This window comes from Acinetobacter sp. G18 (assembly GCF_052660225.1).
On record NZ_CP109658.1, the window covers coordinates 1206117 to 1231435 of the forward strand.

The 25319-nt window shown below is 38.3% G+C and carries 24 protein-coding genes, 1 tRNA gene and 1 pseudogene; 9 read left to right on the top strand and 17 right to left on the bottom strand.

The genetic code is table 11. From position 1 onward, the window contains the following. Nucleotides 1–114: 114 nt before the first annotated feature. On the top strand, nt 115–1527 hold the full coding sequence (sthA, locus tag NE363_RS05655; RefSeq protein ID WP_004700414.1) for a Si-specific NAD(P)(+) transhydrogenase: 1413 nt from the start codon (nt 115–117) through the stop codon (nt 1525–1527). 243 nt (nt 1528–1770) lie between these two features. On the opposite strand, the gene NE363_RS05660 is transcribed toward sthA, so the two are convergent. From NE363_RS05660 to map, 4 genes are all read right to left on the bottom strand, one after another. Further along, on the bottom strand, nt 1771–2985 hold the full coding sequence (locus tag NE363_RS05660) for an MFS transporter (protein ID WP_191001342.1): 1215 nt from the start codon (nt 2983–2985) through the stop codon (nt 1771–1773). A gap of 170 nt (nt 2986–3155) precedes the next feature. Next, nucleotides 3156–4502 (bottom strand): MFS transporter, encoded by a 1347-nt coding sequence (locus NE363_RS05665; protein ID WP_100290993.1) that lies wholly within the window; start codon nt 4500–4502, stop codon nt 3156–3158. A 411-nt stretch (nt 4503–4913) separates the two neighbouring features. Next, the gene (locus NE363_RS05670) at nt 4914–6032 is read right to left on the bottom strand and encodes an OmpW/AlkL family protein (protein WP_445535998.1); all 1119 of its coding nucleotides are present in this window, start codon (nt 6030–6032) and stop codon (nt 4914–4916) included. Between the two features lie 204 nt (nt 6033–6236). Further along, nucleotides 6237–7064 (bottom strand): type I methionyl aminopeptidase, encoded by an 828-nt coding sequence (map, locus tag NE363_RS05675; protein WP_445535999.1) that lies wholly within the window; start codon nt 7062–7064, stop codon nt 6237–6239. A 210-nt stretch (nt 7065–7274) separates the two neighbouring features. On the opposite strand from map, the gene rpsB reads away from it, so the two are divergent. From rpsB to NE363_RS05705, 6 genes are all read left to right on the top strand, one after another. Beyond that, nucleotides 7275–8027: a 30S ribosomal protein S2 gene (gene rpsB, locus NE363_RS05680; protein WP_001982118.1), complete on the top strand. Its 753-nt coding sequence runs from the start codon at nt 7275–7277 to the stop codon at nt 8025–8027. A gap of 139 nt (nt 8028–8166) precedes the next feature. After that, nucleotides 8167–9042, top strand: a complete 876-nt coding sequence (gene tsf, locus NE363_RS05685) for a translation elongation factor Ts (protein ID WP_396519317.1) — start codon at nt 8167–8169, stop codon at nt 9040–9042. 66 nt (nt 9043–9108) lie between these two features. Then, a complete protein-coding gene (locus NE363_RS05690) occupies nt 9109–9591 on the top strand; it encodes a DUF3465 domain-containing protein (RefSeq protein WP_445536000.1) in 483 nt (160 codons plus the stop codon). 96 nt (nt 9592–9687) lie between these two features. Next, the gene (locus NE363_RS05695; RefSeq protein WP_445536001.1) at nt 9688–10512 is read left to right on the top strand and encodes a helix-turn-helix domain-containing protein; all 825 of its coding nucleotides are present in this window, start codon (nt 9688–9690) and stop codon (nt 10510–10512) included. Nucleotides 10513–10606: 94 nt separating this feature from the next. Further along, complete coding sequence (locus NE363_RS05700; protein ID WP_445536002.1) at nt 10607–11323, top strand: AzlC family ABC transporter permease; 717 nt, start codon at nt 10607–10609, stop codon at nt 11321–11323. A 1-nt stretch (nt 11324) separates the two neighbouring features. After that, nucleotides 11325–11642, top strand: a complete 318-nt coding sequence (locus tag NE363_RS05705) for an AzlD domain-containing protein (RefSeq protein WP_445536003.1) — start codon at nt 11325–11327, stop codon at nt 11640–11642. Between the two features lie 38 nt (nt 11643–11680). Here the strand turns inward: NE363_RS05705 and NE363_RS05710 are convergent, their stop codons facing one another. The 11 genes from NE363_RS05710 to NE363_RS05760 all read right to left on the bottom strand — a co-directional run bounded on the left by NE363_RS05710 (nt 11681) and on the right by NE363_RS05760 (nt 20846). After that, nucleotides 11681–12133: an Mpo1 family 2-hydroxy fatty acid dioxygenase gene (locus NE363_RS05710; protein WP_445536004.1), complete on the bottom strand. Its 453-nt coding sequence runs from the start codon at nt 12131–12133 to the stop codon at nt 11681–11683. Between the two features lie 572 nt (nt 12134–12705). Then, nucleotides 12706–13323 carry a septal ring lytic transglycosylase RlpA family protein gene (locus tag NE363_RS05715; protein WP_002052473.1) on the bottom strand — a complete coding sequence of 206 codons (618 nt, stop codon included), beginning with the start codon at nt 13321–13323 and terminating at the stop codon, nt 12706–12708. 289 nt (nt 13324–13612) lie between these two features. After that, nucleotides 13613–14614, bottom strand: coding sequence for a lytic murein transglycosylase B (gene mltB, locus NE363_RS05720; RefSeq protein WP_445536005.1), 1002 nt, complete (start codon nt 14612–14614; stop codon nt 13613–13615). Between the two features lie 19 nt (nt 14615–14633). Then, on the bottom strand, nt 14634–15776 hold the full coding sequence (rodA, locus tag NE363_RS05725; RefSeq protein ID WP_151749497.1) for a rod shape-determining protein RodA: 1143 nt from the start codon (nt 15774–15776) through the stop codon (nt 14634–14636). Between the two features lie 126 nt (nt 15777–15902). Further along, nucleotides 15903–16553, bottom strand: a complete 651-nt coding sequence (locus NE363_RS05730) for a hypothetical protein (protein WP_039250820.1) — start codon at nt 16551–16553, stop codon at nt 15903–15905. A gap of 23 nt (nt 16554–16576) precedes the next feature. Further along, nucleotides 16577–17389 carry an NADPH-dependent 7-cyano-7-deazaguanine reductase QueF gene (queF, locus tag NE363_RS05735; protein WP_445536006.1) on the bottom strand — a complete coding sequence of 271 codons (813 nt, stop codon included), beginning with the start codon at nt 17387–17389 and terminating at the stop codon, nt 16577–16579. Then, entirely contained in the window at nt 17386–18159 is a 774-nt protein-coding gene (locus NE363_RS05740; protein WP_077165428.1) for an ABC transporter permease, read from the bottom strand. The genes queF and NE363_RS05740 overlap by 4 nt, the downstream gene beginning before the upstream one ends. After that, nucleotides 18156–19091 (bottom strand): ABC transporter ATP-binding protein, encoded by a 936-nt coding sequence (locus NE363_RS05745; RefSeq protein ID WP_004700452.1) that lies wholly within the window; start codon nt 19089–19091, stop codon nt 18156–18158. Before NE363_RS05745 ends, NE363_RS05740 begins: the two co-directional genes overlap by 4 nt. Before the next feature lie 117 nt (nt 19092–19208). Then, a tRNA-Arg gene (locus tag NE363_RS05750) sits at nt 19209–19285 on the bottom strand. A gap of 101 nt (nt 19286–19386) precedes the next feature. After that, a complete protein-coding gene (locus NE363_RS05755; RefSeq protein WP_445536007.1) occupies nt 19387–20010 on the bottom strand; it encodes a hypothetical protein in 624 nt (207 codons plus the stop codon). Between the two features lie 149 nt (nt 20011–20159). After that, nucleotides 20160–20846 (bottom strand): putative quorum-sensing-regulated virulence factor, encoded by a 687-nt coding sequence (locus NE363_RS05760; protein ID WP_068933486.1) that lies wholly within the window; start codon nt 20844–20846, stop codon nt 20160–20162. 250 nt (nt 20847–21096) lie between these two features. On the opposite strand from NE363_RS05760, the gene NE363_RS05765 reads away from it, so the two are divergent. Then, nucleotides 21097–22326: an alpha/beta hydrolase gene (locus NE363_RS05765; protein ID WP_019457150.1), complete on the top strand. Its 1230-nt coding sequence runs from the start codon at nt 21097–21099 to the stop codon at nt 22324–22326. Between the two features lie 107 nt (nt 22327–22433). Here the strand turns inward: NE363_RS05765 and NE363_RS05770 are convergent. Beyond that, nucleotides 22434–22511: pseudogene (locus NE363_RS05770) on the bottom strand (hypothetical protein); the annotation flags it as partial. Between the two features lie 60 nt (nt 22512–22571). Between NE363_RS05770 and glyA the strand changes: the two are divergent. Next, nucleotides 22572–23825: a serine hydroxymethyltransferase gene (gene glyA / locus NE363_RS05775; protein ID WP_039250893.1), complete on the top strand. Its 1254-nt coding sequence runs from the start codon at nt 22572–22574 to the stop codon at nt 23823–23825. A 42-nt stretch (nt 23826–23867) separates the two neighbouring features. On the opposite strand, the gene NE363_RS05780 is transcribed toward glyA, so the two are convergent. Further along, nucleotides 23868–25316, bottom strand: coding sequence for an efflux transporter outer membrane subunit (locus NE363_RS05780; protein ID WP_445536008.1), 1449 nt, complete (start codon nt 25314–25316; stop codon nt 23868–23870). Nucleotides 25317–25319 lie beyond the last annotated feature (3 nt).

Below are 25319 nucleotides of genomic sequence, written 5' to 3' on the forward strand. Positions count from 1 at the left end.
CATATAATAAATGTGGTTATTCAGAAATATAGGGTTGAGAAATACATAAATTCACCGCATATTAGTCATAATCTATTATAAAATATGGTCATTCAAGAGAGGAAGGAGCTTTCAATGCCACGTAAAAAAGAGGTCGTTAGTGGGAATTTCGTTAAGTACGATGCGGTAGTTCTCGGTTCTGGACCTGCAGGTGAAGGCGCGGCAATGAAGCTTGCAAAAGCGGGTAAGCGTGTTGCAATTGTAGATGTACGTGATCAACTGGGTGGTAACTGTGCTCACGTAGGGACTATTCCAAGTAAAGCATTACGTCAAACAGTTTCTAGTATTATTCGCTATCAACGTGACCCGATGTTTCAAAAAGTAGGTGAATGGAAACAGTTCACCATGAAACAGGTGTTGCGTAATGCTCACAAAGTGATTCAACAACAGGTTGATACACATACACGCTTTTATGACCGCAACAAAATCGGCGTATTTCATGGCCGTGCATATATTCAAGATAAAAATACAGTTTTAGTTTTTAGCCATGAAGGCATTAAAGAAACAATCATCTGTAAGCAAATCGTGATTGCGACAGGTAGTCGTCCTTATCATCCACAAGGTCTCGACTTTGACCATCCTCGTGTATTTGATTCAGATAAAATTCTTGATCTTGATTACTCAATTCAAAAAATCATTATTTACGGTGCAGGCGTTATTGGCTGTGAATATGCTTCGATCTTTATTGGTTTAGATCATAAAGTTGACTTGATTAATACTCAGCAAAAACTCTTAAGCTATTTAGATGATGAAATTGCTGATGCTTTGTCTTATCACTTACGTGAACAAGGTGTGTTAATTCGTCACAACGAACAAATGGATCATCTTGAGACATTTGATGACCACGTTGTATTACACTTACAAAGTGGTAAAAAAATCAAAGCCGATGCGATCCTTTGGTGTAATGGCCGTTCAGGTAATACAGAAGGCTTAGGTCTTGAGAATGTTGGGTTAGTACCAAATAACCGTGGTCAGCTTTCTGTAAATGATCAATACCAAACTGAAGTTGAAAATATCTATGCTGCTGGTGACGTGATTGGTTGGCCATCACTTGCTTCTGCTGCTTATGACCAAGGGCGCTGTGCTGGTGCAAACATGAGTGGTGAAGATGCGAAGCCAGTACGTGATATCCCAACGGGTATTTACACCATTCCGGAAATTTCATCTATTGGTAAAAATGAACAGGAATTAACGGAAGAGAAAATTCCGTATGAAGTAGGTCAAGCTTCTTTCCGTCATTTGGCTCGTGCACAAATTACGGGTGATACAGTGGGTGAATTGAAGATTCTTTTCCATCGTGACACTTTAGAAATTTTAGGTATTCATTGTTTTGGTAATAACGCTGCCGAAATTATCCACATTGGGCAAGCAGTTATGCACAGCCCAAACAATACTTTGAAATATTTTGTCGAAACAACGTTTAACTATCCAACCATGGCTGAAGCCTACCGTGTAGCTGCACTTAACGGTATGAATCGCTTGTTTTGATTTTAAATAATTTTTCAATAAAAAAGCCCGCAAGTTTGCGGGCTTTTTTATTTTCATTAGACCATACGATTTTTATATTTTTATGACAATGTACAGAGTGATTTCAGCGTCTCATCTTTCTAGTGTGCACAAAATGCTTGGTTAAAATATTCAAATAAATCAGGTGTCTGTTTCCATAAAATGATGGAAAGAACCAGAAGAGCTACAATGAAAAAACTCATAATTGTTTTCAAAAGTAAGGCATTATGCATCATGAATAACAGCCTCCTCATTTACAAAGAAATGTACAATTACCCCTAATATACTCAAAGCTATTGAACATAGCCAAATCGCATTGTAATTACCTGTTAAGTCATGGTTAACGCCGCCAAGCCAACCGCCAAAGAAAGAACCAACTTGATGGGTGAAAAACACAATACCGCTCAGCATTGAAAGGTATTTAACACCAAACATATTTGCGACAATGCCATTGGTGAGTGGAACAGTAGAGAGCCATAGAAGACCCATAACGACGCCAAAAGCATATACTGTATAAGTGCTTAAAGGTAATAGTAGAAAGGCAATGATCGCGATCCCTCGGCTACCATAAAGTGCCATTAATAATTTAGGTTTTGAGAAACGATCTCCCAGCCAACCCGCCCCATAAGTTCCCACAATATTAAATAAGCCGATTAAAGCCAGAAACACTGTACCTGTCGCCGCATCAAAGCCGTGGTCGATTAAATAGCCTGGTAAATGTACCCCTAAAAATACAACTTGGAACCCGCATACTAAAAAACCTAAAGCTAACCACCAAAAAGGTTTGTGTTTTCTAGCAATGTTAAGTACTTGTTTAAATGTGAGTTGAGTTTGAATGAGTGCCTTAGGTGATTGATAAGTTGGAGCTTTAAGCATCAATGCCAGAGGAATAATTAGAGCAATAAGGAGAGCACTCACCATTAAAGCTGCGGACCATCCTACTGTTTTAAGTAAGAGAAGGGTGGAAGGCAGCATAATAAATTGACCGAAAGAGCCTGCCGCACTGGCAATACCCATTGCCATACTTCTTTTTTCTGGTGGAGCAGCTCGGCCTACGGCACTCAGTAAAACCGTAAAAGAGGTTGCTGATAAAGCTAAACCAATAATAAGACCTAGGCTTAAATTCAAAATGAGTACACTTGAACTAAAAGCCATTAATAGTAAGCCAAGGGTATAAAGCAGCCCACCAACAGCAACCACAATTTTACTACCGTATTTATCTGCAATTGCACCCGTAAAAGGCTGCACAGCTCCCCATATTAAATTTTGCATCGCGATTGCAAGACTAAAAACATGCTGCCCCCAACCAAAATCATGACTCATTGGAACTAAATAAAGGCCGAAACCGTGACGAACACCTAATGAAAGAGCCAAGATAAGAGCGCTACCAATTAACATGTATATAAGTGGCTGTGAGAACTGATTGCCTGTTTTAGTCATTGTGATTGGAAAATTATAGGAAAGTGATGAGTTATTGTAGAAGATGTATCGAAAGATATCGATATAGATAGTGGGAATATTTAAGAAAAATTAAAAGGTAACAATGCTAGTCTCTTTATAACAAAAGCAAATCAGCAGAAATCATTTTAATTTCTGCTGATTATAAAAAATTAAGTTGCAGAATTACGCTCAAGTAGCGCTTGTTCAAAAAGGACTTGTTCTTTTTCTTTGTGTTCGGTTGTGAAGCGAATCAAAATCACGCTACAACCCGCAACCATAACCAGTCCACCTAAAATAAATAAGCAAGTTTGAATATCAAGTACACCTTTTAATAAAAAGCCAGCTGCAACTGCACCTGCATTACCACCCGCACCAATAATTCCTGCTACACCGCCTAATGCATTACGGTCAATAAATGGCACAAGAGCATATGTTGCGCCGCAGGCCATGTGTGTAAATAGTGCAAAAATAGTCATTGAAAGAATAGCGAGAGCGACACCATTCATTTGAGAGAAAAGGACTAAGAATAAACCTTCGCCTAAAATCATGAGTACAAGTACTTTCGTGCGTCCATCTAGTCCTTTAGTAAGTGCGACTTTATCGGAAATAATGCCCCCTAGTGCACGTGCAAATAATGCAAGAAGACCAAATATTCCTGCCGTTAAACCCGCAGTTTTTAAATCCATTTTGAATTGATCAACATAGTACATGGCTGCTACGTTATGAATAAAAATTTCGATACCAAAGCATGCACCATAAGCCAGAAATAAAATCCAGACACGGTAGTTACGCGCAGCCTGCATTAAAATTGCCATACCGCCTTTTTTGCCGCTGCCAACATCAATGCCTTGTGCACGAACTTCTTTAAAATCACCTTGAGGACAATCTTGAGTTAACTTCCAGTAAAGGACTCCCACAATCACCATCATCACACCCGGTACGATAAGAGCAATACGCCAGCCCATAGTTTGCTCAACACCGAACATGACAATTGCACCAAGTAATAAAGGCATTAAGGCTTGAGTTGCACCGCCGCCAGCATTACCCCAACCAGCCGCCGCTGCGTTTGCTGTACCTACAACATTAGGTGCAAACATAATACTTGTATGATATTGCGTAATAACGAAGCTTGCGCCAATTGCACCAATGAGTAAGCGGAAGAATAGAAATGATTCATAACTGTTGGCAGCAGCAACACCAAATACTGGAATACTGCCTAGTAAGAGAAGGGCTGTGTAGGTAATACGTGGACCATATTTATCGCAAAGGGGACCGACAGCGAGTCGCACTAAAATCGTAATTGCAACGGCGGCAATATTAATATTGGCAATCTGGTCTTTAGTTAAACCGAACTCACCTTTAATAACAGGCATTAAAGGAGCACAGGCAAACCATGCGAAGAAGCAGACAAAGAAAGCGAGCCAAGACATGTGAAAGGCACGCATTGCTGGAGTTGAGAAGCTGAATAATTTAATCTCAGTTGCTTTTTTTGCATCTAGATTGATATTTGAAGACATACGCCGTCCCTCTGAACTGAACGAATTTTTAATTTGCACGACAAAATAAATTGTCTATTTGCATACCGATCAGAGCGGACGTCTTTGGCCGTCTTGGTTTATCCATTGAATCGCCATTGATTCATCATGTTGTAGATAAAGCAAAGGCTGTGCCAAAAAATAATTTTTACTAAAAGGAAAATGTTAGTTTTTAATTTTATTCAATTAGTTGGAATTTAATAAAATTAATTAACAAAATAAGATTAAGAAAAAAGCAAACCACAGAGATGGAACATGAGGTTCTCCTAATAATTTAATAAGAAATGCTCATTTTTTTAGCATATGGGTTTAAAAAGAAGCAGGATTGAACTTGCCAATAAAAAAGCTATAAAAGCTTCAGTAAGGCTTTTATAGCTTAAGTGTTTTAAAAAATTAGAAACGGTAGCCTACACCTACATAGGTAATAAGTGGGTCGATATCAATTTTGGTATTCGCTTTAATAAGCTCTTTACCTGTATTTTGATCAGTGACATAAATTTTTGCTTTATTATTCATTTTTGAATAAGAAACTGAACCAACGGCGAACCAGTTCGGATTGAAGTCATAGGTTGCTCCTACGGTAACGATAGGTGCAAATGTATCTGTCGCTTCTAGTTTCACAATAGGATTAGCAGAAGATGTTTTACGATCTAATGCTGCACCTGCTTTATTATCATGGATATTCTGGATCATGTGACCCGCTTGAATTAAATCGGCTTCAATACCGGAATTCATTTTTAAATCATTAAAGTATGCATACATCACGCCAGCTCCGATATAAGGACGGAACTTATTTACACCTGTTTTACCAAATTGATAATGTAGCTCAACAGCTGGTAACCATGCACGTGCGGTCGCAGCCTTACCACCCTGAGAAAGATCAGTAATATGAATGTCTTGCTTTAAAGGAATATCTCCACCCGCTTTGGCAATACCATCTCCGATGATTCCTCCAATCACAGATCCATCTTTTAGTGGAGTCGCTTTTCCAGAGAGGGGAGCGTAAATATTACCTTTTCCATTAATATCTACTTTAGGGGGAATACCACCTTTAATTTCTAAAGATAAATTATCCGTAAAGTTGTAGTTAAACATAAGACCAACGGTATCAACATCAGCAGCTTCTAAGCCAGAACCTTGTTGTTCCCATTGAGAAAGACCATTAATTTCTGCTGTACCCGCAAGTGATGAGGGAAGAGTGTCTGTAAACTTATCAAGAAGGCTAATAGTGCCATGCCAAAATTGTCCTGAAGGTTTACTTTGGTCGATTGCGTCTAAAACGGCTTTTGTAGATACATCTCCAACTTTAGATTTTGTACCTTCCGCAACGCTAGTATTGATATTGACAGGGTTTCCTGAGCCTTGAGGCATAGCATGGAGCCAACCAGCTGAGACTGAAAAACGTTTGAAACCATCACCATCTTTTAAACTAAAATATGGGGAAGCGGCGGAAGTGACTGTTGGCAGAGCAAATAAGGCAGCTGTCATACAAAATAATGACTTTTTCATCATAAAAGGACTCCATGTCCGAGCATTTGTTTACTGATTTTTATTGAGCCCACCATAACGCGTTTTATTGAAATAATTGTGTATTAAAAATTAATAATTGTAATTTTTTTGAAATATTTGTTTATATTTGGAAATATTTATTAATAAAAAGTACAAAATAAAAAAGAAAAGGCTACATAAAGTAGCCTTTTATTAATTTTGATTAAATTATTGATTGAAGCGTGAAAGATCTTCTTCTGGGCGAGCTGTTAATACTTCAATCCCTGTTTTAGTGACTAAAATAGTATGTTCATATTGAGCTGAAAGTTTATGGTCTTTAGTTACAACTGTCCATTTATCACCTAACAATTTGGTTTGCCAAACACCCGCATTTACCATAGGTTCAATAGTGAAAGTCATACCAGCTTCTAAACGCATGCCTGTACCAGCTTGGCCATAGTGCAACACTTGAGGTTCATCATGGAACACAGTACCAATACCGTGACCGCAATATTCACGTACTACGCTAAAACGTTCTGACTCGACATATTTTTGGATGGCATGACCAATGTCACCTAAATATGAACCATCTTTAACTGTTGCCATTCCACGATACATAGCTTCTTGAGCAACTTTACATAAACGGTTTGCCAAAATAGATGTTTCACCACCCACGATGTACATCATGTTGGTGTCGCCGTGATAGCCGTCTTTAATGACGGTTACATCAATATTAAGGATATCGCCGTTTTTTAAGATTTTATTTTCAGATGGAATACCATGACATACGACATGGTTAACCGAAGTACAGATAGAGTGTTGAAAAGCAGGGCGTCCTGGAGCACCACCGTAACCTACGCAGGCTGGAATAGCATGCTGTACATTTTCAATATGATTACGACAAATCGTATCAAGCTCGAGTGTGCTTACACCGGCCTTAATATACGGCTTGATCATCTCTAGAACTTCAGCCGCCAGTCGTCCTGCAATGCGCATTTTTTCAATTTCATCTGGAGTTTTGATTAATCGACGTGGAGCTGTATAAGTACTGTTCATGATCTCTAAAAACTTTTGGTAATTTATAAGTGTATATGGTATAAATAGCCGCCCATTTTATCAAATGCTTTTCGTGAATATCTTTTACGAAGAATATTGATAGATGGAGTAAAAAATCCGCACATATATCGTCACATTACTCTGGGTGCCCGTAAAAAGGTGGAGAATGCGGATATATGGAGGCCTAACCCAACTTTTAAGGTAAAGAAAATGGCAGATTACAACGTAAGCATGCGCGACCTTCTTCAAGCAGGTGCGCACTTTGGTCACCAAACTCGTTTCTGGAACCCAAAAATGCGTCAATACATTTTTGGCGCGCGCAACAAAATTCACATCATCAACCTTGAGCACACTGTTCCTGCGTTAAATGATGCTTTGAACTTCGCTAACCAATTAGCAAGCAAAAAGAACAAAGTTTTGTTCGTTGGTACAAAACGTGCTGCTTCTAACATCATCCGTGAACAAGCTCAACGCGCTGGTCAACCATATGTAGACCACCGTTGGTTAGGTGGTATGTTGACGAACTGGAAAACACTTCGCCAATCTATCAACCGTTTAAAAGATCTTCAAACTCAATCTCAAGACGGTACTTTTGCTAAGCTTACTAAACGTGAAGCTTTAGAACGTACTCGTGAGATGGAAAAACTTGAGCGCTCTTTAGGCGGCGTTAAAAACATGGGTGGTTTACCTGACGCATTATTTGTAATCGACGTTGATCACGAAGCGATTGCAATTAAAGAAGCTAAGAACTTAGGTATTCCAGTTATCGGTATCGTTGATACAAACTCTAACCCAGACAACGTTGATTACGTTATTCCTGGTAACGATGATGCGATCCGTGCAGTAACTTTATATGCTTCAGCTATGGCTGACGCAATTCTTGCTGGTAAAGAATACGCTCAATCTCAAGCGAACGCTCAAGCAAAAGGCGATGACGCTGCGAAAGACGCTTCTGAGGCTTAATGCGTTTTTTGACGCAGGCTTGTCATTTTTGCGACATGTAATGGTGGCAAATTAAGCGTCGAGAGTGCAAACGGCCCAGAGTTTCTTTGGGCCGTTTTTGTTGAACAGATTTATTTTCTACCGATTTTAGGAGATCAACATGACTGCAATTACTGCAAGCATGGTAAAAGAATTACGTGACCGTACTGGTCTTGCAATGATGGAATGCAAAAAAGCATTAACAGAAGCGAACGGTGACATCGAACTTGCTATTGATAACCTTCGTAAATCTGGTCAAGCTAAAGCTGCTAAAAAAGCTGGCAACATTGCTGCTGACGGTGCAATCACTATCGTTCAAGACGGTAATAAAGCGATCTTAGTTGAAGTAAACTGTCAAACTGACTTCGTTGCTAAAGACGAAAACTTCTCTAACTTTGCACACGCAGTTGCTGCTGCTGCTTTAGCTGCTGGCGAAACTGATGCTGCTAAAATCGCTGAATTAAAATTGGCTGATGGCCAATCAGTTGAAGAAGCTCGTATTGCGCTTGTTCAAAAAATCGGTGAAAACATCCAAGTTCGTCGCGCGAAAATCGTTGAAGGCGAAAACTTGGCTATCTATAAACACGGTTTAAAAATCGGTGTTGTAGTTTCTTACACAGGTGATGCTGACACTGGTAAAGGTATTGCAATGCACGTTGCTGCATTCAACCCAGTAGCAGTAAGCGCTGAAGCTGTTCCAGCTGACCTTATCGCTAAAGAGAAAGAAATTGCTGAAGCGAAAGCTTTAGAATCTGGTAAGCCAGCGAACATCGTTGAGAAAATGGTAACTGGTTCTGTTGAGAAATACTTAAACGAAGTTGCTCTTGACCGTCAAATGTACGTTATCGACAACGACAAAAAAGTTGCTGACGTATTAAAAGCGACTGGTACAACTGTTGCTAACTTCGTACGTTTCGAAGTTGGTGAAGGTATCGAGAAAAAAGCAGAAATGAGCTTCGCTGAAGAAGTTGCTGCTGCTCAAGCTGCTGCGAAGTAATTCGTATCACAATAAAAAAAGCCCCTATGGGGCTTTTTTTATCTCTATTGAAATCGGAATATAAAGATGACAAATAAAAAAAATCTAAGTATTGGTGGCATTATTGTCTTATTGATTGCTGCATATTTCGGTCTAGATTCATCTGGACATAAGAACAATCGAACATCATCACCCACTCCTGTCACTCAGCATACTGAAACGGCGCTTTCAAATGATGGTGCGGATACCATAAAAACTGCTTATGATCGTAAACAAAGTAATGTTCAAGTGCAAGGAAGTGGTCGAGTAAAAGCAATTTTAAGAGAAGATAATGATGGGACAAGACATCAGAAATTTATTCTTGTATTAAAAAATGGTCTTTCAATTTTGGTGGCACATAATATTGATTTAGCACCAAAAATTGAAGATTTGCACAAAGGGGATATTGTCGAATTTAATGGTGAATATGAATATAGCGAAAAAGGTGGTGTATTGCATTGGACGCATCATGATCCACAAAATCGACATGAAAATGGTTGGCTAAAACATAATGGGCGTATTTACCAATAGAAAACGGGTATACATTTCTATCTAACAGCAATTTTGTTCTATGCATCTTTTTAAAACATGCTATGTTTTTTCTAGATAAGTAGATGAGATGTATATATGTACCGCGAACAGGCTGACTACTTGCATTTGCGAGAGTTGGGCGGTTTAGAACTATTAAAAGCACATTACCACCAAACGCAATTTTCAAAGCATACCCACGAAGGGTATTGTATTGGTGTGATTGAAGAAGGTGCACAGTCTTTTTTTAGGACGGGACAGCTACATATAGCCCCTAAAGGCGACATTATTTTGGTGAATGCAGACGAAATTCATACAGGTTCATCTGCTGTCGAATCGGGTTGGCGTTATCGAGCAATTTATCCCACACCAGAAATGCTCGCTGAAGTGAGTCAGGATTTTTTTGAGAATGGTCATGGCGCACCTTGGTTCCCTCAAGCAGTTATTCAAGATCTGGGTTTGTCTCAACAACTTTGCTTATTATTTGACTTATTAGAACAAAAAGATAATTTTTTGCTGAAAGAAACCATGTATCTGTCGACATTGGCTTGTTTAATGATGCGTCATGGTAAATCACGGCATACCTTTTGTGAGCTACCAGAAGCTTATTCGAAAATCTTAAAAGTTAAAGATTTGTTGGCAGATATGCCTGAAAAGAATTTTTCTTTGCAGGAATTGGCTGATATGGTTGGATTAAGCGCTTGGCATTTTTTAAGACAATTTAAAAAATATGTGGGTTTACCACCTCATGCGTGGTTGGTACAGGCACGTTTGCAAAAAGCGAGACAGTTATTAAAGCAAGGTGATCAAATTGTGATGGTTGCACAGCAATGTGGATTTTCTGATCAAAGTCATTTTAACCGTCACTTTAAAAAGGCGATGGGCGTTACACCTACCCAGTATGTAACTAGTCTTAATCTCTAAGATTTATTTTGATTTCTAAACGCAATTTTGTTCAAGAGAAGCTAACCTGCATAGAAGAAAATCTATAAATATTTAATGTTATAGATGTCTAGAGATGAACACTCGTTTAAATCAATCTATTAGATTTTCTAAAAACCAACCTTCGTATCTTTTTTTACGAGGGGCGGTAGATATATTGCCATTATCTATTTCGGTTATTCCGTGGGCTATTTTGGCTGGTTCAATGGCAATTCATGCAGGTTTATCATTTTATAAAGCATTAGCAATGTCAGGAATTGTGTTTGCTGGTGCTGCACAATTGGTCAGTTTGAGTATGGTGGTGGAAGGTGCATCATTATTAACAATCTATATCACGATTTTCTTTCTTACTGCACAGCATTTTATTTATGCATTAACTTTAAGAAATGACATTTCTATTTTGTCTTTACCCAAACGATTAAGTTTGGGTTTTCTATTAACAGATGAATTATTTGCGCTAAGTGCTCCGAACGAAAAAAGACACCCCCACTATTTATTAGGTGCCGGTATAAGTTTTTATTTATTCTGGGTGGTTTTTAGTCTAGTTGGAATTTTGTTGGCTACGGCGATTCCTAATTTATTGTCCTACCATTTAGATTTTTCGATTATTGCTATTTTTGTGGCCATGATTATTCCTATGTGTAAGGAAAAGCCTGTCATAGCTGGAGTTTTAACAACTTGCATTACTGGCTCTTTTTTCAAATTTTTAAACTTGGAAGGAGGTATTCTAATTTCTGGTTTATTGGGAATGCTTATTGCGGTTTTTGCAGAAAATAGAACAGGAGAAAAATAATATGTCATGGCTCATGATTTTAGGATTAGCTGCTATTGTGTTTTTTAATCGTTATTATTTTTTAGAACCGAATGTAAAAGTAAAATTACCAGTATTAATGAATAAAATGCTGAATTATTCAGCGCCTTGCTTATTAACTGCTATTTGTATACCAGTAATCTTTTTTGAGGGAAATGAACTAAGAGGTAATTTTGATAATCCTTACTTATACGCGACAATATTTTGTATTGTAATTGCTTTCTATTTAAAAAAAGTTTTGCCCAGTGTGCTACTCAGCCTAGCATTTTTCTATTTTATAAATTTTCTAATAAATCAGTAAATTTAAGCTGAATCTAAAAGATTCAGCTTTTTAATAAATTATTGAGTAATCAATTTGTTCTGCCGACTTTTCCACTTTGGCAACATTTTTCCAATATAAGCATCCATACACCAAACTGGACCAATCAATAGAAATTGTAAATCTTTAAAGAAAGAAGGTTTTTTACCTTCAACTTTATGTCCATAAAATTGTCCAATCCAAGCAATGACAAAAAGAGCCATATAAAATCCCACCCCTACAGGTAAGACATAAATAAGCCAAGCCATTACAACGAGAAGTGCAGCCATTGCTACTGCAAGTACAAGATCGAGTCGAGCATAGAAAATTAGAGTCAGTACAATGAGTAAAGCAGTGAGTAATGCGCTAAAGTGGGCAATGATTCCGATAATAGAAAATAAAATAGCTGGGACGCATACCCAGTGGATTTTCTTATTCGTTGGATTTTGATGGCTTTCACTGTATTCATCAAACCATTCACCAATAGATTTCATAGACCTTGTTCTCCATGTCTAATTTTGAATCATTCTTTTTATGCCTATATTTTAGCCTGTCGTTATGTGAGTAGACAAGAAAAGTTGCAAATCTTCCTTATCTTTCATTTATGTGATCTTAAAATTTAAGGATTCATCATCTGGAAAAAGCGGGTTGGAAAAGTTAAAAGCCGAACTTAAAAAAAGCGAATTCTATTTTAGAAAAATCTGGCTATTTATTTTCGGATTTTGAAGTCAGGAAATGACCCAAAAAAGCACTTTTTTATGAAAAGCCGGAAAATAACAGAAAAATACTCAACTCAACTGCTCTTAAAACGCGATAAATAGCCCTTTTTAGACTAAAGTGGTACTAGGGTAGCGTAATTTTTTTAAAATGGCTCTAATCGGAAAATAGAAGAAAAAAATGAGAGGTATTAAAAAGATGTGTTTTTGGGTTAAAAATTAATCAATTTTGTAATTAAAAAAAGAGTGAAAACATAAAATTTTGAGCATAATTTTTATATTGGGGGGGCTAAAAATTAAAAAGCCACAAATTAAATTGTGGCTTTTTCATGAACTCTAGGAGTAATCGCTTATGAAGTAGGACCGTCTACACGTTCAATACTTACTTTTGCAGTACCAGCATTGGTAATACCAAGGCGTTTTGCAGCGCCGTATGATAAATCAAGTACACGATTTGCATGGAATGGACCACGGTCGTTTACTTTTACTACCACACTTTTACCATTATCTTTGTTTGTCACACGGATATAACAGTTCAATGGCAGACTGCGATGAGCAGCAGTAAGTGCATTCATGTCGAATGTTTCACCACTTGCAGTTTTACGGCCATGAAATTGACGACCATACCAAGATGCCATACCAGTTTGGCTAAACTTACGAACAGTATTTGAAGCTACTGTGTTAAGTTTTTCAATCACTGAAGGCTCATCTTCAGGGATTTCAATTTTAGCTGCGATAGCTTGACGACGAATTTGATCGCCAGAACGTTCAGTGATTGAAAGACTGTTAATGTTAGAAAAACGAGAATTAAAGCTTTGAGTATCTTTACTCAATACACGTGCTGCTAAATTTGCATTTGGACCATCTACATCACTGTTTAATGATGATGACTGCATCATTTCAGCGTGCAGTGGGGCCATACTTAAACTAGCCGTCAGTGCAAGAATGTATTTCAGCGATAACTGCATTTATATAAACTCCTGAGAACATGCTCTTTTTCTTTTAGCAAAACGCTAAAAATTGAAGTGAACATGCCTAATTATTCACTTTTGCAATTGCTTGATTGGGGTGGATAATATTCATCGCTTACGGAGAGTGTCTAGTCTTTAACGAGAAATAGTTACAAAAAGGGCAAAAACTTACAGTTTTAGATTAAAAAATAACCAAATATGTAACAAGGTATTTAAAATGTGTGTATTGTGATCGATTTAACAAAAATATTTATTGACTTTTACAAAAACCCATCAAAAAGCTAGCCTATCGGCTAGCTACTTCTGTGCCTAACAACCATACTGTAGTCGCATACATTCGGCTTTTGTTGTAAGTGGTAATCACTTGAAAATTTGGATAGGTTAAATAGTAAATCGGACCGTTATAGTCTTGTAATTGAATAACATTTACCATATCTAGGTCATCAATTTTAACTAAAGGGTTTAATGGTGAAATCCCTTGAGTTTTGAGTACGCCATATGGAGAGGGCTGAGTTAGGTCTTTGGCAATGATATTTTCTGGATTTGAGCCGACATAACGAGCCATGAAGCCAATCGGTTGATCGCGTTGCCATCCTTGTTTTGCTAAGTAGTTTGCGATTGACCCAATAGCATCTTCCGCAGAGTTACGAAGATCAATGTGCCCATTACCGTCAAAATCGACTCCATACTTACTGATATTGCTTGGCATAAACTGTGGGTAGCCAATTGCTCCAGCATAAGAGCCAACAATACTATTGGTTGGATAGCCTTCTTTATAGGTCCATGCAATCAGAGCAGCTAACTCATCACTGAAATAATCAGCACGGCGCGGGTAACCAAATGCTAATGTCGCAAGCGCGTCACGAGTGATGAAAGAACCTTTATTGGCTCCATATCCTGTTTCAACACCTAAAATACCTAAAATGACAGCTTGAGAGACACCAAATTGCTGTTCAGCTCGGTTAAGTGCATCTGCATATTGGTTTTTAAAGCGGACACCACGCTGAATAGTGCCTTCAACCAAAAACATAGAGCGATAGTCGTACCAAGGCTTACTTTCACCTGGGCGAGTCATAATATTTATAATGTTTGGTAAATTTTTTGCACCGCTCATCGCGGCATCTACTTGTACACTGCTTAAACCATAAGTATTCATGGCTTTTTGTTTAAAATTTAAATAATTAGGATCATTTACAAAATCATTGGCCTGAGCAAAATGACTTGTGCTCACTAGACCAGTACACAAAGCGAGTACTTTTAAAGTTTTATTAACAAATTGAGACAACATATCTTTTTTAAATTCCAAATTATCGATGTGTATGAATAGACATAACTAAACCAAAAGTGGCCATTAAAGTAATAATAGCGGTACCGCCATAACTCATAAAAGGCAAAGGAACACCCACTACAGGTAAAATACCACTTACCATTCCTGCGTTTACAAATACATAAACAAAAAAAGACAAACCAAAGGCGCCAGCAACCAAACGGCCATAATTATGAAAGCTTTGTAAACCAATTTGGAATGTTCTAAAAATAATAGCTGAATAAAGAGTAACTAATATAAGTACGCCAATCAGGCCAAATTCTTCGGAATAAGCCGCAATAATAAAGTCAGTATGACCTTCTGGTAAAAAGTGTAAATGTGACTGTGTCCCTTCAAGAAAACCTTTACCTGAGAAGCCGCCAGAACCAATAGCTGTTTTAGATTGAATAATGTTCCAGCCTGTTCCTAATGCATCTGCTTCTGGGTCAAGTAGCGTTAGAACACGTTGACGTTGATAGTCGTGTAAAAGGAATTCCCATGCAATTGGAATAACAATAGCGGCACAGGCTGCTGCTGCGCCGATCATACGCCAAGACAGACCACTTAAAAATAGTACGAAAATACCACTGGCTAATACGAGTAGAGATGTTCCTAAGTCAGGTTGTTCTGCAATGAGTAAAAAAGGAACACCAATTAACATTAATGATAAAACAACTTGAGAAAAGCTAGGGGGAAGTGGTTTACGTGCTAAAAACCATGAAATCATCATTGGCATGCCAATTTTCATGAACTCACTGGGTTGCACACTTCCGAAACCTGGAATATCGATCCAGCGTTTAGCCCCCATACGAACTTCACCAAAGACCATAACTCCAATTAAGGAAAATAGTGCAAATAAATAAAAGTAAGGTGAAAAAGCTTGATAAACCTTTGGAGGAATTTGAGCCAGACCAATCATGACTAAAAAGCCAATACCAAAGCTCATAGCCTGTTTACTGACTAAGCCGACATCTTGTGCAGATGCACTATATAGTACCGTTAAACCTAACAGAGCATTTAGGAATAAAAATAGGCATAACCAAGGGTCAATATGAAGTTGCTGCCAGCGTGATGGTTGCATGGCAGTACTAAGACCATCTCGAGGAGCTTGGCGTAAAAATTTATATTGTGGACTAGGAGACATGCGGCTTTAACTAGGTCAATCAGTGCTTGGCGCATGCTAACATAAACGTGATTTATGGCAATGTATATCAATATTTTGCAATAAAAAAACCTGGCGTTTGCCAGGTTTCCGATAGTCTATTTTTTATTAGTTAAAGAATAGACCATCATGATATTCAGCCATCGCTTTCAATTCAGTGCGATTTAAACTTGGAATGAGTTTATCGATCGCGATATGAACCGCTTTAGTAACAGCAGCAGCGCCAATATCGGCTGCTTTACGCTTAATCATACCTAAATCTAATGTCTTGTTAAAATCAGACATAAAGTGTCTAACCATAGCATCACCAAACTGTTTATAGAGTTCCGCTAATGCTGCTTTATTAATGTCATTACCTGCTTGAAGCTCAGCAAAATTATGCTTCAAATTAGTCACTAAGCCAGCATCTAAAGCTACGCCAACTTTATATTGACCTTGGGGATCTTTAAATAAGCTTTTCTCTGAAAACTCAACTGACTGTTTAACAACGTCATTTGGTGCTTTACTGAGTAATTGCTTTAAAAGTACGGCAACTGTAGATTTGACATAACCAGCAAGTTTTTCGGCAGTATCTCTTTTTTCACTCGCTGGGAAATGTTGTACTAACTGAATCAGTACATTATCAATAATTTCTTCATTGAGTTGTAAAGCAATTTTGTCTCGAAGTGGATATAGCGGTTCACTAGAATTTTTATTCGCAATTCCAGTCTGCATATCGTTCAATAAGCCTTCAGAAGGGGTAAAACCAAAAAACGGCATGGTGTATCCTCAAATTATTCGTTTTATTGTCGTGCCAATCGAATCGGTTTTGGCATCCATGATAGATCCGATACTCGGCAAGGATTGATATCAAGTCCACCGCGGCGAGTATAAGTTGCATAAACCATCAGCTTTTCAGGCTGCAAATTTTGCCAAACATCTGCAAAGATTTGCTCAACACACTGTTCGTGGAAACCGTTATGCTGACGGTACGAGATAATATAAGCTAAAACACTACGATAACAAGGTTTTTTGCCCTTAAAACGGATAAAAACTGTACCCCAATCCGGTTGTCCCGTGACTGGGCAGTTACTTCTCAAAAGATGAGAATACAGTTCAATTTCAACTTCTTCACCAGACTCATCCAATTTTAAAAGCGATGCATCGGGATGTTGTTCTAAACGTTCAGGTGTTAGGTCATCAATACAAATGCCTTGTGGCTTGGAAATATCGAGATCATCTACTTGAAATAGCGTTAGCTCAACTTTTGCACCTGCTGCAGCCGATAAATCTTTTTCAACTGTTTCAATGAATAACGCTTTAGAGTCAAACTGAGTGAAGTTAAGACTATTGAAGTAAAGTTTTAATGACTTTGATTCAATCAAATTTGGTGAAGAAGCTGGCAGGGTAATTCTACCAATAGCAACCTGTGGAATACCGTGCGAATTTAACCAAGAGATTTCAAAAACATGCCACCAATCTTTACCTTGGGTAATGCCTTCAATATGTGAATAATTTTCACGAGATTGAGCACGTGCGATTGGAAATAACACATCGGGTTGATAGCTAGTTGGATACTGGGTTTCTTTACCCAATAAAGACTGTTCGACACTCATTCACGCATTCCTGAACCACGAGCAAGTAAATAGTAAGCAACTCCGTAAAGTACAACACAACATAATGTCACAACGATTAAAGAGAACGTAACGTTCACGTCGCTATGACCTAAAATGCCGAAACGGAAAGCATTAACCATATACACAATAGGATTAATTAAAGAAAGTTTTTGCCAAAAAGGACCAAGTGCACTAATGGCATAAAACACACCACCTAAGTAGGTGAGTGGAGTAAGTACAAATGTTGGAATAATAGAAATATCATCAAATGATTTCGCATAGACTGCATTAATAAAGCCGCCTAAGGAAAATAAAACAGATGTAATTAAGACTGTATATATAGTTACGAACCAGTTATGTATAAAAAGGTCAGTAAAGAACATACTCATCGCGGTAACAATGGCCCCAACTAGAACACCACGACAAATACCACCAATGACATAGCCCCATAAAATAATATGTAATGGCACAGGGCTCATAATAAGTTCTTCAATGCTTTTTTGGAATTTCACACTAAAGAAACTGGAAGAAACATTCGCATAACTGTTGGTAATAACAGCCATCATGATTAGGCCGGGCACAATAAACTGCATGTAGCTTACGCCGCCCATTTGTCCAATACGTGAGCCAACCAAATTACCAAAAATGACAAAATACAAGCTCATGGTAATCGCAGGTGGTAATAAGGTTTGCGGCCAAATGCGAAGAAATCGGCGCACTTCTTTACGAACTAAAGTCCAGAGGGCAATTTGCAGTTGGTTAAAGTTCATTTTGCCTCTCCTTCAAGATTTTTCTCAACCATTTTGACAAATAGCTCTTCAAGGCGATTCGATTTGTTACGCATACTACGAACACGAATGCCTTGTGACTCTAAAAGTTGGAATAAGTCATTTAATGTATGAGCCTTATCCATGGTTACTTCTAAAGTGCTGCTATCAATTAAGTTGAATTTCACTCCAATAATGTTTAACTGGAGTGGGGCAATCGGTTCTGCCAAATCGAAAATAAAAGATTCTTCACTCAACTGGTTTAAGAAACTTTTCATACTGGTGTCTTCTTTGATGACACCGCGGTCAATGATGGCAATTTGACGACAGAGCATTTCCGCTTCTTCTAAATAGTGTGTCGTTAAAATAATAGAAGTGCCACTTTCATTCATTTCTGTTAGAAAATCCCACATAGAACGGCGTAATTCAATATCTACACCCGCAGTAGGTTCATCTAAAATAAGAAGTTTAGGCTCATGCATCATGGCGCGGGCAATCATTAGACGGCGCTTCATACCACCAGACAGCATACGTGCTTGTATATTGCGTTTTTCCCACAAGCCAAGTTTTTCTAAATAATGTTCGGCACGTTTTTCGGCAATTTTTTTGTGAATGCCGTAATAGCCAGCTTGAGTGACTAAAATATCGAATGCTTTTTCAAATTGCCCGAAGTTAAATTCTTGGGGTACAACGCCAAGCTGCTGTTTTGCCAAGGATGGATGCGTGTCGAGATTATGCCCAAAAATCTCAACTGTTCCTGAGGTCTTTTTTGTGAGGGAGCTGATAATACCAATGGTTGTGGATTTGCCGGCACCATTTGGGCCTAACAACGCATAAAATTCACCTTCAGGCACAGTGAGGTTAATACCTTTTAACGCCTGAAAACCATTACGATATGTTTTGGACAAATCTTTTAATACCAAAGCATCAGTCATGAAATTCTCACATTATGAAAGAGGGGTATATTTTGAGCGATAATGATTAATAAACCAAGTAAAATAGTCGGAATTTTATGAAATTGGGATAAATTTATGAAGTTATTATATATAAATTGGTGCGCCCGGCGGGGATCGAACCCACGACCCCAGGCTTCGGAAACCTGTACTCTATCCAACTGAGCTACGAGCGCACATGTGTGGGGCACATCATAGGAAAAAAACACTGGTAGGTAAAGCACGAAATACGTACCAAGTGAGTTTAATGCTTAATTAAACAGCAGCTTGTTCTATTTTAGACGCGTTGTTGAATAAGCTGAATTGAATAATTAATAGAATGAAGCGTATGTGCTAGCTCATGAGGAGGAATACGTGACTCCTGTAAACTGGTAATCCATTGCATTTGGCACATTTTAAGTTCTTGAAGCGTTTTGATTTGCTCTATTTTTTGAATAAGTGGTTTTGCCATAAGGCCACAGTACTGGCTCAAGCTTTGTTTCATTAATAGTTGTATTTCTTCAAAAGAGAGTTGTTGAACTGGAATAGATGGCTGGTCATTTTCTATATTTGGAGAAGTCACAGACGTTGATTGAGGAATCTGAATTTCTCCAACTAAATCGTTACTTTTATTCTCATCAATATTTTTCTGATGTACTTCATTTGATGTTATAGATGACTTTTGCATCGATATTTGCTCGGTCAACTCTGGGTAACTTTCGTTAGAAGTAGCAATGAGTTTTAAATCAATCAGTTGTTGAATTAGCTCTGGTGGGGCAATACGCTTTTTAAACTCACTATTAAGGCTTTGAAAATCTTCATGATCAATGAGTAGAAGTAAACGTCTTTGTTTTGCATTTAACGTAATATTACGTTGTTGAAGCGCAACTCTTCCCAAATTGGTTCGATAAAAACCAGACATTGTATTTCCCCAATATAAAAATGAAGCAGACTGTTTAATTTTTATCAAACAGTACTGTTCTTAATAAAATATAAATGGGGTTAAAGATAAAACTCAAAAATGACAATATGATGAAGAATTTATGAATATCATCTATTTAAGTTAAGTCTTTAAAATGCACTTTCTAATGCCTTACGTAAATAGACATCAAGTTCGTCTTGACGTAGAAGCCATTGAATATAATCTTTAGGCAGTTCAGCAATTGCTGTACCTTTATGCTTACCAAAGTTAATAGTCGTGGGGATACGGGCTTCTTCAGAAACTTGGTAAAGCTCTTCAATATCTTGAATATTTAAATGATAGATAATATGCATCAAAATATTGGCAGTTAAAATAATATCGGCATCGGCACGGTGTGCACCTTTGAGTAATTCTCGTGCTTTACTGCTGCCTTGAGAAATCATATAAATGAGTGCAGAAATATTATGAGCTTCTGCATCTGGCCAAGCTTTGCGTGCTAAAGCTAAAGTACAAATTGGTTTTATATGAGATACATCAACGCCACAACGAGCAATAGCTGCAATATCATAATCAATGTTGTGACCAATAATATAAGTTGTGCTATCAGGTAATTTAAATGTTTTATAGTGAGGCTGGTTTTCTAGGTCAGATTCCAAGATGTGATGCACCGCCATCGCAGCATAAGAAATTGGTGTTCCAACCTGATAGAGCTGATCAAATAATTTGCTTTTATCTAAAGTCAGTTTACCTGCATTAAGTTCAATGGGAGCGTATGCAATTTCAATAGGCAAACCATTTAGTGTATGAGTTTCTGTATCTAAAATAATGGCTTGCATCTTTTGAACCTTTAAACAATCACAAGTAACCGTCAATGTTAACAGTTGACTAGCGACTTTAAAACATAGAATAAGGTTAGATATAGCTATGAAATTTAATTTATGTTGAAAAGTAGAAAATCTCGCTACTTATTTTGATTAAATATCACTTGCGAAAAATGAAGATTAGGCGTAATTGTTTGTAAGACATTTAAAATGTTCATTAAAAACTAAAGCACAACAAAAATCGAATTTAAGGGAAGATATACCAATGAAAATGAAACTGTTCATGACCAGTGTTCTTAGCACAAGTTTATTGTTGACGGCATGTGGTGGTGGAAGTAGTGATGACAGTCCAGCGACTACTGATCCATCTGGTACACCAGCCAATAATATTCAAAATCCAGTGGTTAAAGTCGATGCTTATACAAGTACTAACTTAGGAGCGGTTGCTGCTGAAAGTAGTATTTTGACTTATAAAATGTTGGGCCAAAGTGGACAAGAGGTTCAGGCAACAAGTTTAGTATTTACACCGACGACTCCACCACCAGCAGGCGGTTGGCCAATTGTGGTTTGGGCTCATGGTACGACAGGGGTTGCAGATGCATGTGCACCAAGTAAATCGGCATTAACAGATAGTACTAAAGATTTAATTAGTAAACTTCTTGCGGCGGGTTATGTCGTTGTCGCTCCTGATTATGAGGGTTTAGGAACCCCAGGCATACATCCATTCTTAAATGTTAAAAGTGAAGCTTATTCAATTACGGACGCCGTGGTTGCAACACGCAATTATTTATCTCAGCGTAATTTATTAACTTCGAACAAATGGGTCACTGTAGGTCACTCTCAGGGTGGGCATGCTGCATTGGGTGCTGCACAATATGCAAGTCGTGCACAGCTAAACTATAAAGGTACAGTAGCGGTAGCACCAGCTTCAAATCTAGGATTTATTTTAATTGCAGGTGAACAAGCCGTTGCCAATGCAACTTTGGATAAAAAGATCCCAATGTATGCACAGCTTGATACATATACTGCTTTAGTTACAGCTGGCATTCGAAATACACAACCAAGCTTTGATTATTCGCAGGTATTTACTTCACAAACGGCAAGTACTGCACAGCAGGCGGAAACAATTTGTGCAGGGCCATTGGGTCAAGCCTTTGGTGCAGGTATGACTAAGTATGCTACAGAGCATAATGGAACACTGGATGGATATACGCGTACTCAACCTAATTTTATGGCAGTACCTTTAGTTAAAACATTCTTAGATAAAGATTCTCAACCTTTACAGGCAAAAGTCACTACCCCGATTATTATTTATCAGGGCTTAGCAGATACAACAGTTCCGAAAGTAGCGACTGATATTTTGATATCTAATGCCACTGTGGTAGGTACAAAAATTAATAGCTATGTGACGGGTAACTGGGATCACGATTCAGCAATGAGTAGTAATGTAGATAACATTGTTGGAAATGTACAAAACCTATTGTCAGCTCAATAAGGGTAATGATATTTAAAGTTTTTTTGTTGCTATGAAAAGCTAAATTTAACTTTAGAAAATTATTAAATAAATGCTTTTTAAGTGTTTATAAATTATTTTAGATTTGATGGCTCATTTTTTATAAAAATTGAGCCATTTTTATTTAAAACTGAGCTAACTTGATTCTGTTTAATTATAAAGTTCATGCTACAATATGCCGCAATCTTAGCACGGCTTAAAAGCCCTAATTTATAGGACCCCCGCTAATGTTTGCCAATATTTCCATTTCTGAATTTGATCCAGAATTAGCTCAAGCTATTGCTTCTGAAGATGAGCGTCAAGAAGCACATATCGAGTTAATTGCATCTGAAAACTATTGCTCTCCTGCTGTGATGGAAGCGCAAGGATCAAAACTTACGAACAAATACGCAGAAGGTTATCCAGGCAAACGCTATTATGGCGGTTGCGAGTATGTAGATGTTATTGAGCAAATGGCGATCGACCGTGCTAAAGAACTTTTTGGTGCTGATTACGCAAACGTTCAACCACATGCTGGTTCACAAGCTAACTCTGCTGTTTATTTAGCACTTCTTAACCCAGGCGATACAGTTTTGGGTATGAGCTTGGCTCACGGTGGTCACTTGACTCACGGTGCAAAAGTAAGCTTCTCTGGTAAAACTTATAACGCTGTTCAGTATGGTTTAAACTCTGAAACTGGCGAGATCGATTACGAAGAAGTTGAACGTTTAGCATTAGAACACAAGCCACGTATGATCGTTGCTGGTTTCTCTGCTTATAGTCGTGTTGTAGATTGGCAACGTTTCCGTGACATCGCGGACAAAGTTGGCGCTTACCTTTTTGTTGATATGGCTCACGTTGCAGGTCTTGTTGCTGCTGGTGTATATCCAAACCCAGTTCAAATTGCTGACGTAACTACAACGACGACTCACAAAACACTTCGTGGTCCACGTTCTGGTTTAATCCTTGCGAAAGCGAATGAAGAAATCGAGAAAAAACTTCAATCAGCTGTATTCCCTGGTAACCAAGGTGGTCCATTAATGCATGCGATTGCTGCTAAAGCAATCTGCTTCAAAGAAGCAATGTCTGATGACTTTAAAGCTTACCAACAACAAGTTGTGAAAAATGCTCAAGCAATGGCTGAAGTATTAATCGCACGTGGTTATGATGTTGTTTCTGGCGGTACAGACAACCACTTATTCTTGTTATCTTTAATCAAACAAGACGTAACTGGTAAAGATGCTGACGCTTGGTTAGGTGCTGCTCACATTACTGTGAACAAAAACTCAGTTCCAAATGACCCACGTTCTCCATTTGTAACTTCTGGTATCCGTATTGGTACTCCAGCAGTAACAACTCGTGGTTTTGGTGAAACTGAAGTTCGTGAACTTGCTGGTTGGATCGCTGACGTGATTGACAGCAAAGGTGACGAAAAAGTTATTGCTGATGTAAAAGCGAAAGTTGAAGCTGTTTGTGCAAAATTCCCTGTATATGCAAAATAATTTGTGTGTATAAAAAAGCGCCGTAAGGCGCTTTTTTTTATATCAATTACTCCAACCCCCACCTAAAGCACGGATTAAGTTTACACTTGCAATGATTTGGCCACCTTTAAGCTGAGCTGCCAATTGTTCTTGCTGCAAAATAGTCCGGTCGGAGTCAATCACATCAAGATAGCTAATCGCACCTTCTCGATAGCGTAGATGAGACAATTGATTTGCATGGCGAGACGATGAGAGTGCTTGGTTTTGAGCTTGAATTTGCTGATCAAGAATACGTTGATCGGACAAACCATTTTCAACTTCACGAAAGGCGTTTAGTACAGTTTGTCTATAGTTGGCAACACTTTCTTCATAAGCTGCGCGTGCTTGAGCAACACCTGCTTTACGTTGTCCGCCATCAAATAATGGTAAAGATAAAATAGTACCTGCGACTGGACCAAGCAAGAAGGTACGGCTCGACCATTTCCCTAACTCGCTTAAACTTGAAGATTCATAACCTAAGGCACCCGTTAGATTAACTTTCGGGAAAAAAGCTGCACGGGCAATTCCAATACGTGCATTATCTGCTGCCATAGCACGTTCAGCAGCAGCAATGTCAGGTCGCCTTTCAAGTAAACTCGATGGTAATCCTGCTGGAAGACGAAGACTATTTGTAGTTAAAGGTTGGACAGCCAAGCTAAAGTCAGTTGGTGTTTTGCCTAACAATACTGCAAGTGCATGTTCGGCATTGGCTCTGTTACGAGCAATGCTCAGTGCATTGGTTTGAGCTGTAGCAAGTTCAGTTTGTGCACGAGAAACATTTAATTCACTGACTAAACCATTTTTAAATCGGGTTTGAACGAGATCTCGTGTCTCACCAAGTAATTTAATAGTATGAGTATAAATTGCTTGTTCAGCATCAAGCTGGCGAATGAGAAAATAACTTTGTGCAACATCGGCCTGTAACGCTAAAAGTGCCGACTGATATAACGCTTCTTGCTGTTGTAGATCCGCTTTTGCTGCATTAACACTACTGGCGATACGACCAAATAAATCGAGCTCATATGAAACATTAGCTTGAGCGCGCCATAAGGTTTGTGCAGACGTATGCGCATTGTCATCTAAACCCAATGAAGCAGGAGAGGGTTTTTGACGAGTTGGGCCAAAGCCAGCACCAATACTTGGCAAACGTTCAGCTTGTGCTGCCGAACGTATTGCACGTGAAGCCTGAATATTAGCTGCTACCGCTTTAAGATTTTGGTTGCCGGCAATCGCTTGTTGTTCTAGCTCATTCAATTGAGCATCATTAAAAACACGCCACCATTCACCTCGAACTTGCTGATCGGCAGGCTGGGCAATTTTCCAATTATTGTCTTCAAGTTTAGGGTCTGACTCTTTGAATTTGACAGGAACTATCACTTTTGCAGGTTGATATTCCGGAGCCAAAGAGCAGCCTGCAAGAAGCAGGCTCCCCATGAGTGAGGACAATAACAAGCTTTGTTTTGCTGTAGTCATTAA

Coding starts and splice junctions, on each gene's coding strand:
- sthA (WP_004700414.1), top strand. CDS start 115: ATGCCACGTAAAAAAGAGGTCGTTAGTGGGAATTTCGTTAAGTACGAT.
- NE363_RS05660 (WP_191001342.1), bottom strand. CDS start 2,985: ATGACTAAAACAGGCAATCAGTTCTCACAGCCACTTATATACATGTTA.
- NE363_RS05665 (WP_100290993.1), bottom strand. CDS start 4,502: ATGTCTTCAAATATCAATCTAGATGCAAAAAAAGCAACTGAGATTAAA.
- NE363_RS05670 (WP_445535998.1), bottom strand. CDS start 6,032: ATGATGAAAAAGTCATTATTTTGTATGACAGCTGCCTTATTTGCTCTG.
- map (WP_445535999.1), bottom strand. CDS start 7,064: ATGAACAGTACTTATACAGCTCCACGTCGATTAATCAAAACTCCAGAT.
- rpsB (WP_001982118.1), top strand. CDS start 7,275: ATGGCAGATTACAACGTAAGCATGCGCGACCTTCTTCAAGCAGGTGCG.
- tsf (WP_396519317.1), top strand. CDS start 8,167: ATGACTGCAATTACTGCAAGCATGGTAAAAGAATTACGTGACCGTACT.
- NE363_RS05690 (WP_445536000.1), top strand. CDS start 9,109: ATGACAAATAAAAAAAATCTAAGTATTGGTGGCATTATTGTCTTATTG.
- NE363_RS05695 (WP_445536001.1), top strand. CDS start 9,688: ATGTACCGCGAACAGGCTGACTACTTGCATTTGCGAGAGTTGGGCGGT.
- NE363_RS05700 (WP_445536002.1), top strand. CDS start 10,607: ATGAACACTCGTTTAAATCAATCTATTAGATTTTCTAAAAACCAACCT.
- NE363_RS05705 (WP_445536003.1), top strand. CDS start 11,325: ATGTCATGGCTCATGATTTTAGGATTAGCTGCTATTGTGTTTTTTAAT.
- NE363_RS05710 (WP_445536004.1), bottom strand. CDS start 12,133: ATGAAATCTATTGGTGAATGGTTTGATGAATACAGTGAAAGCCATCAA.
- NE363_RS05715 (WP_002052473.1), bottom strand. CDS start 13,323: ATGCAGTTATCGCTGAAATACATTCTTGCACTGACGGCTAGTTTAAGT.
- mltB (WP_445536005.1), bottom strand. CDS start 14,614: ATGTTGTCTCAATTTGTTAATAAAACTTTAAAAGTACTCGCTTTGTGT.
- rodA (WP_151749497.1), bottom strand. CDS start 15,776: ATGTCTCCTAGTCCACAATATAAATTTTTACGCCAAGCTCCTCGAGAT.
- NE363_RS05730 (WP_039250820.1), bottom strand. CDS start 16,553: ATGCCGTTTTTTGGTTTTACCCCTTCTGAAGGCTTATTGAACGATATG.
- queF (WP_445536006.1), bottom strand. CDS start 17,389: ATGAGTGTCGAACAGTCTTTATTGGGTAAAGAAACCCAGTATCCAACT.
- NE363_RS05740 (WP_077165428.1), bottom strand. CDS start 18,159: ATGAACTTTAACCAACTGCAAATTGCCCTCTGGACTTTAGTTCGTAAA.
- NE363_RS05745 (WP_004700452.1), bottom strand. CDS start 19,091: ATGACTGATGCTTTGGTATTAAAAGATTTGTCCAAAACATATCGTAAT.
- NE363_RS05755 (WP_445536007.1), bottom strand. CDS start 20,010: ATGTCTGGTTTTTATCGAACCAATTTGGGAAGAGTTGCGCTTCAACAA.
- NE363_RS05760 (WP_068933486.1), bottom strand. CDS start 20,846: ATGCAAGCCATTATTTTAGATACAGAAACTCATACACTAAATGGTTTG.
- NE363_RS05765 (WP_019457150.1), top strand. CDS start 21,097: ATGAAAATGAAACTGTTCATGACCAGTGTTCTTAGCACAAGTTTATTG.
- glyA (WP_039250893.1), top strand. CDS start 22,572: ATGTTTGCCAATATTTCCATTTCTGAATTTGATCCAGAATTAGCTCAA.
- NE363_RS05780 (WP_445536008.1), bottom strand. CDS start 25,316: ATGACTACAGCAAAACAAAGCTTGTTATTGTCCTCACTCATGGGGAGC.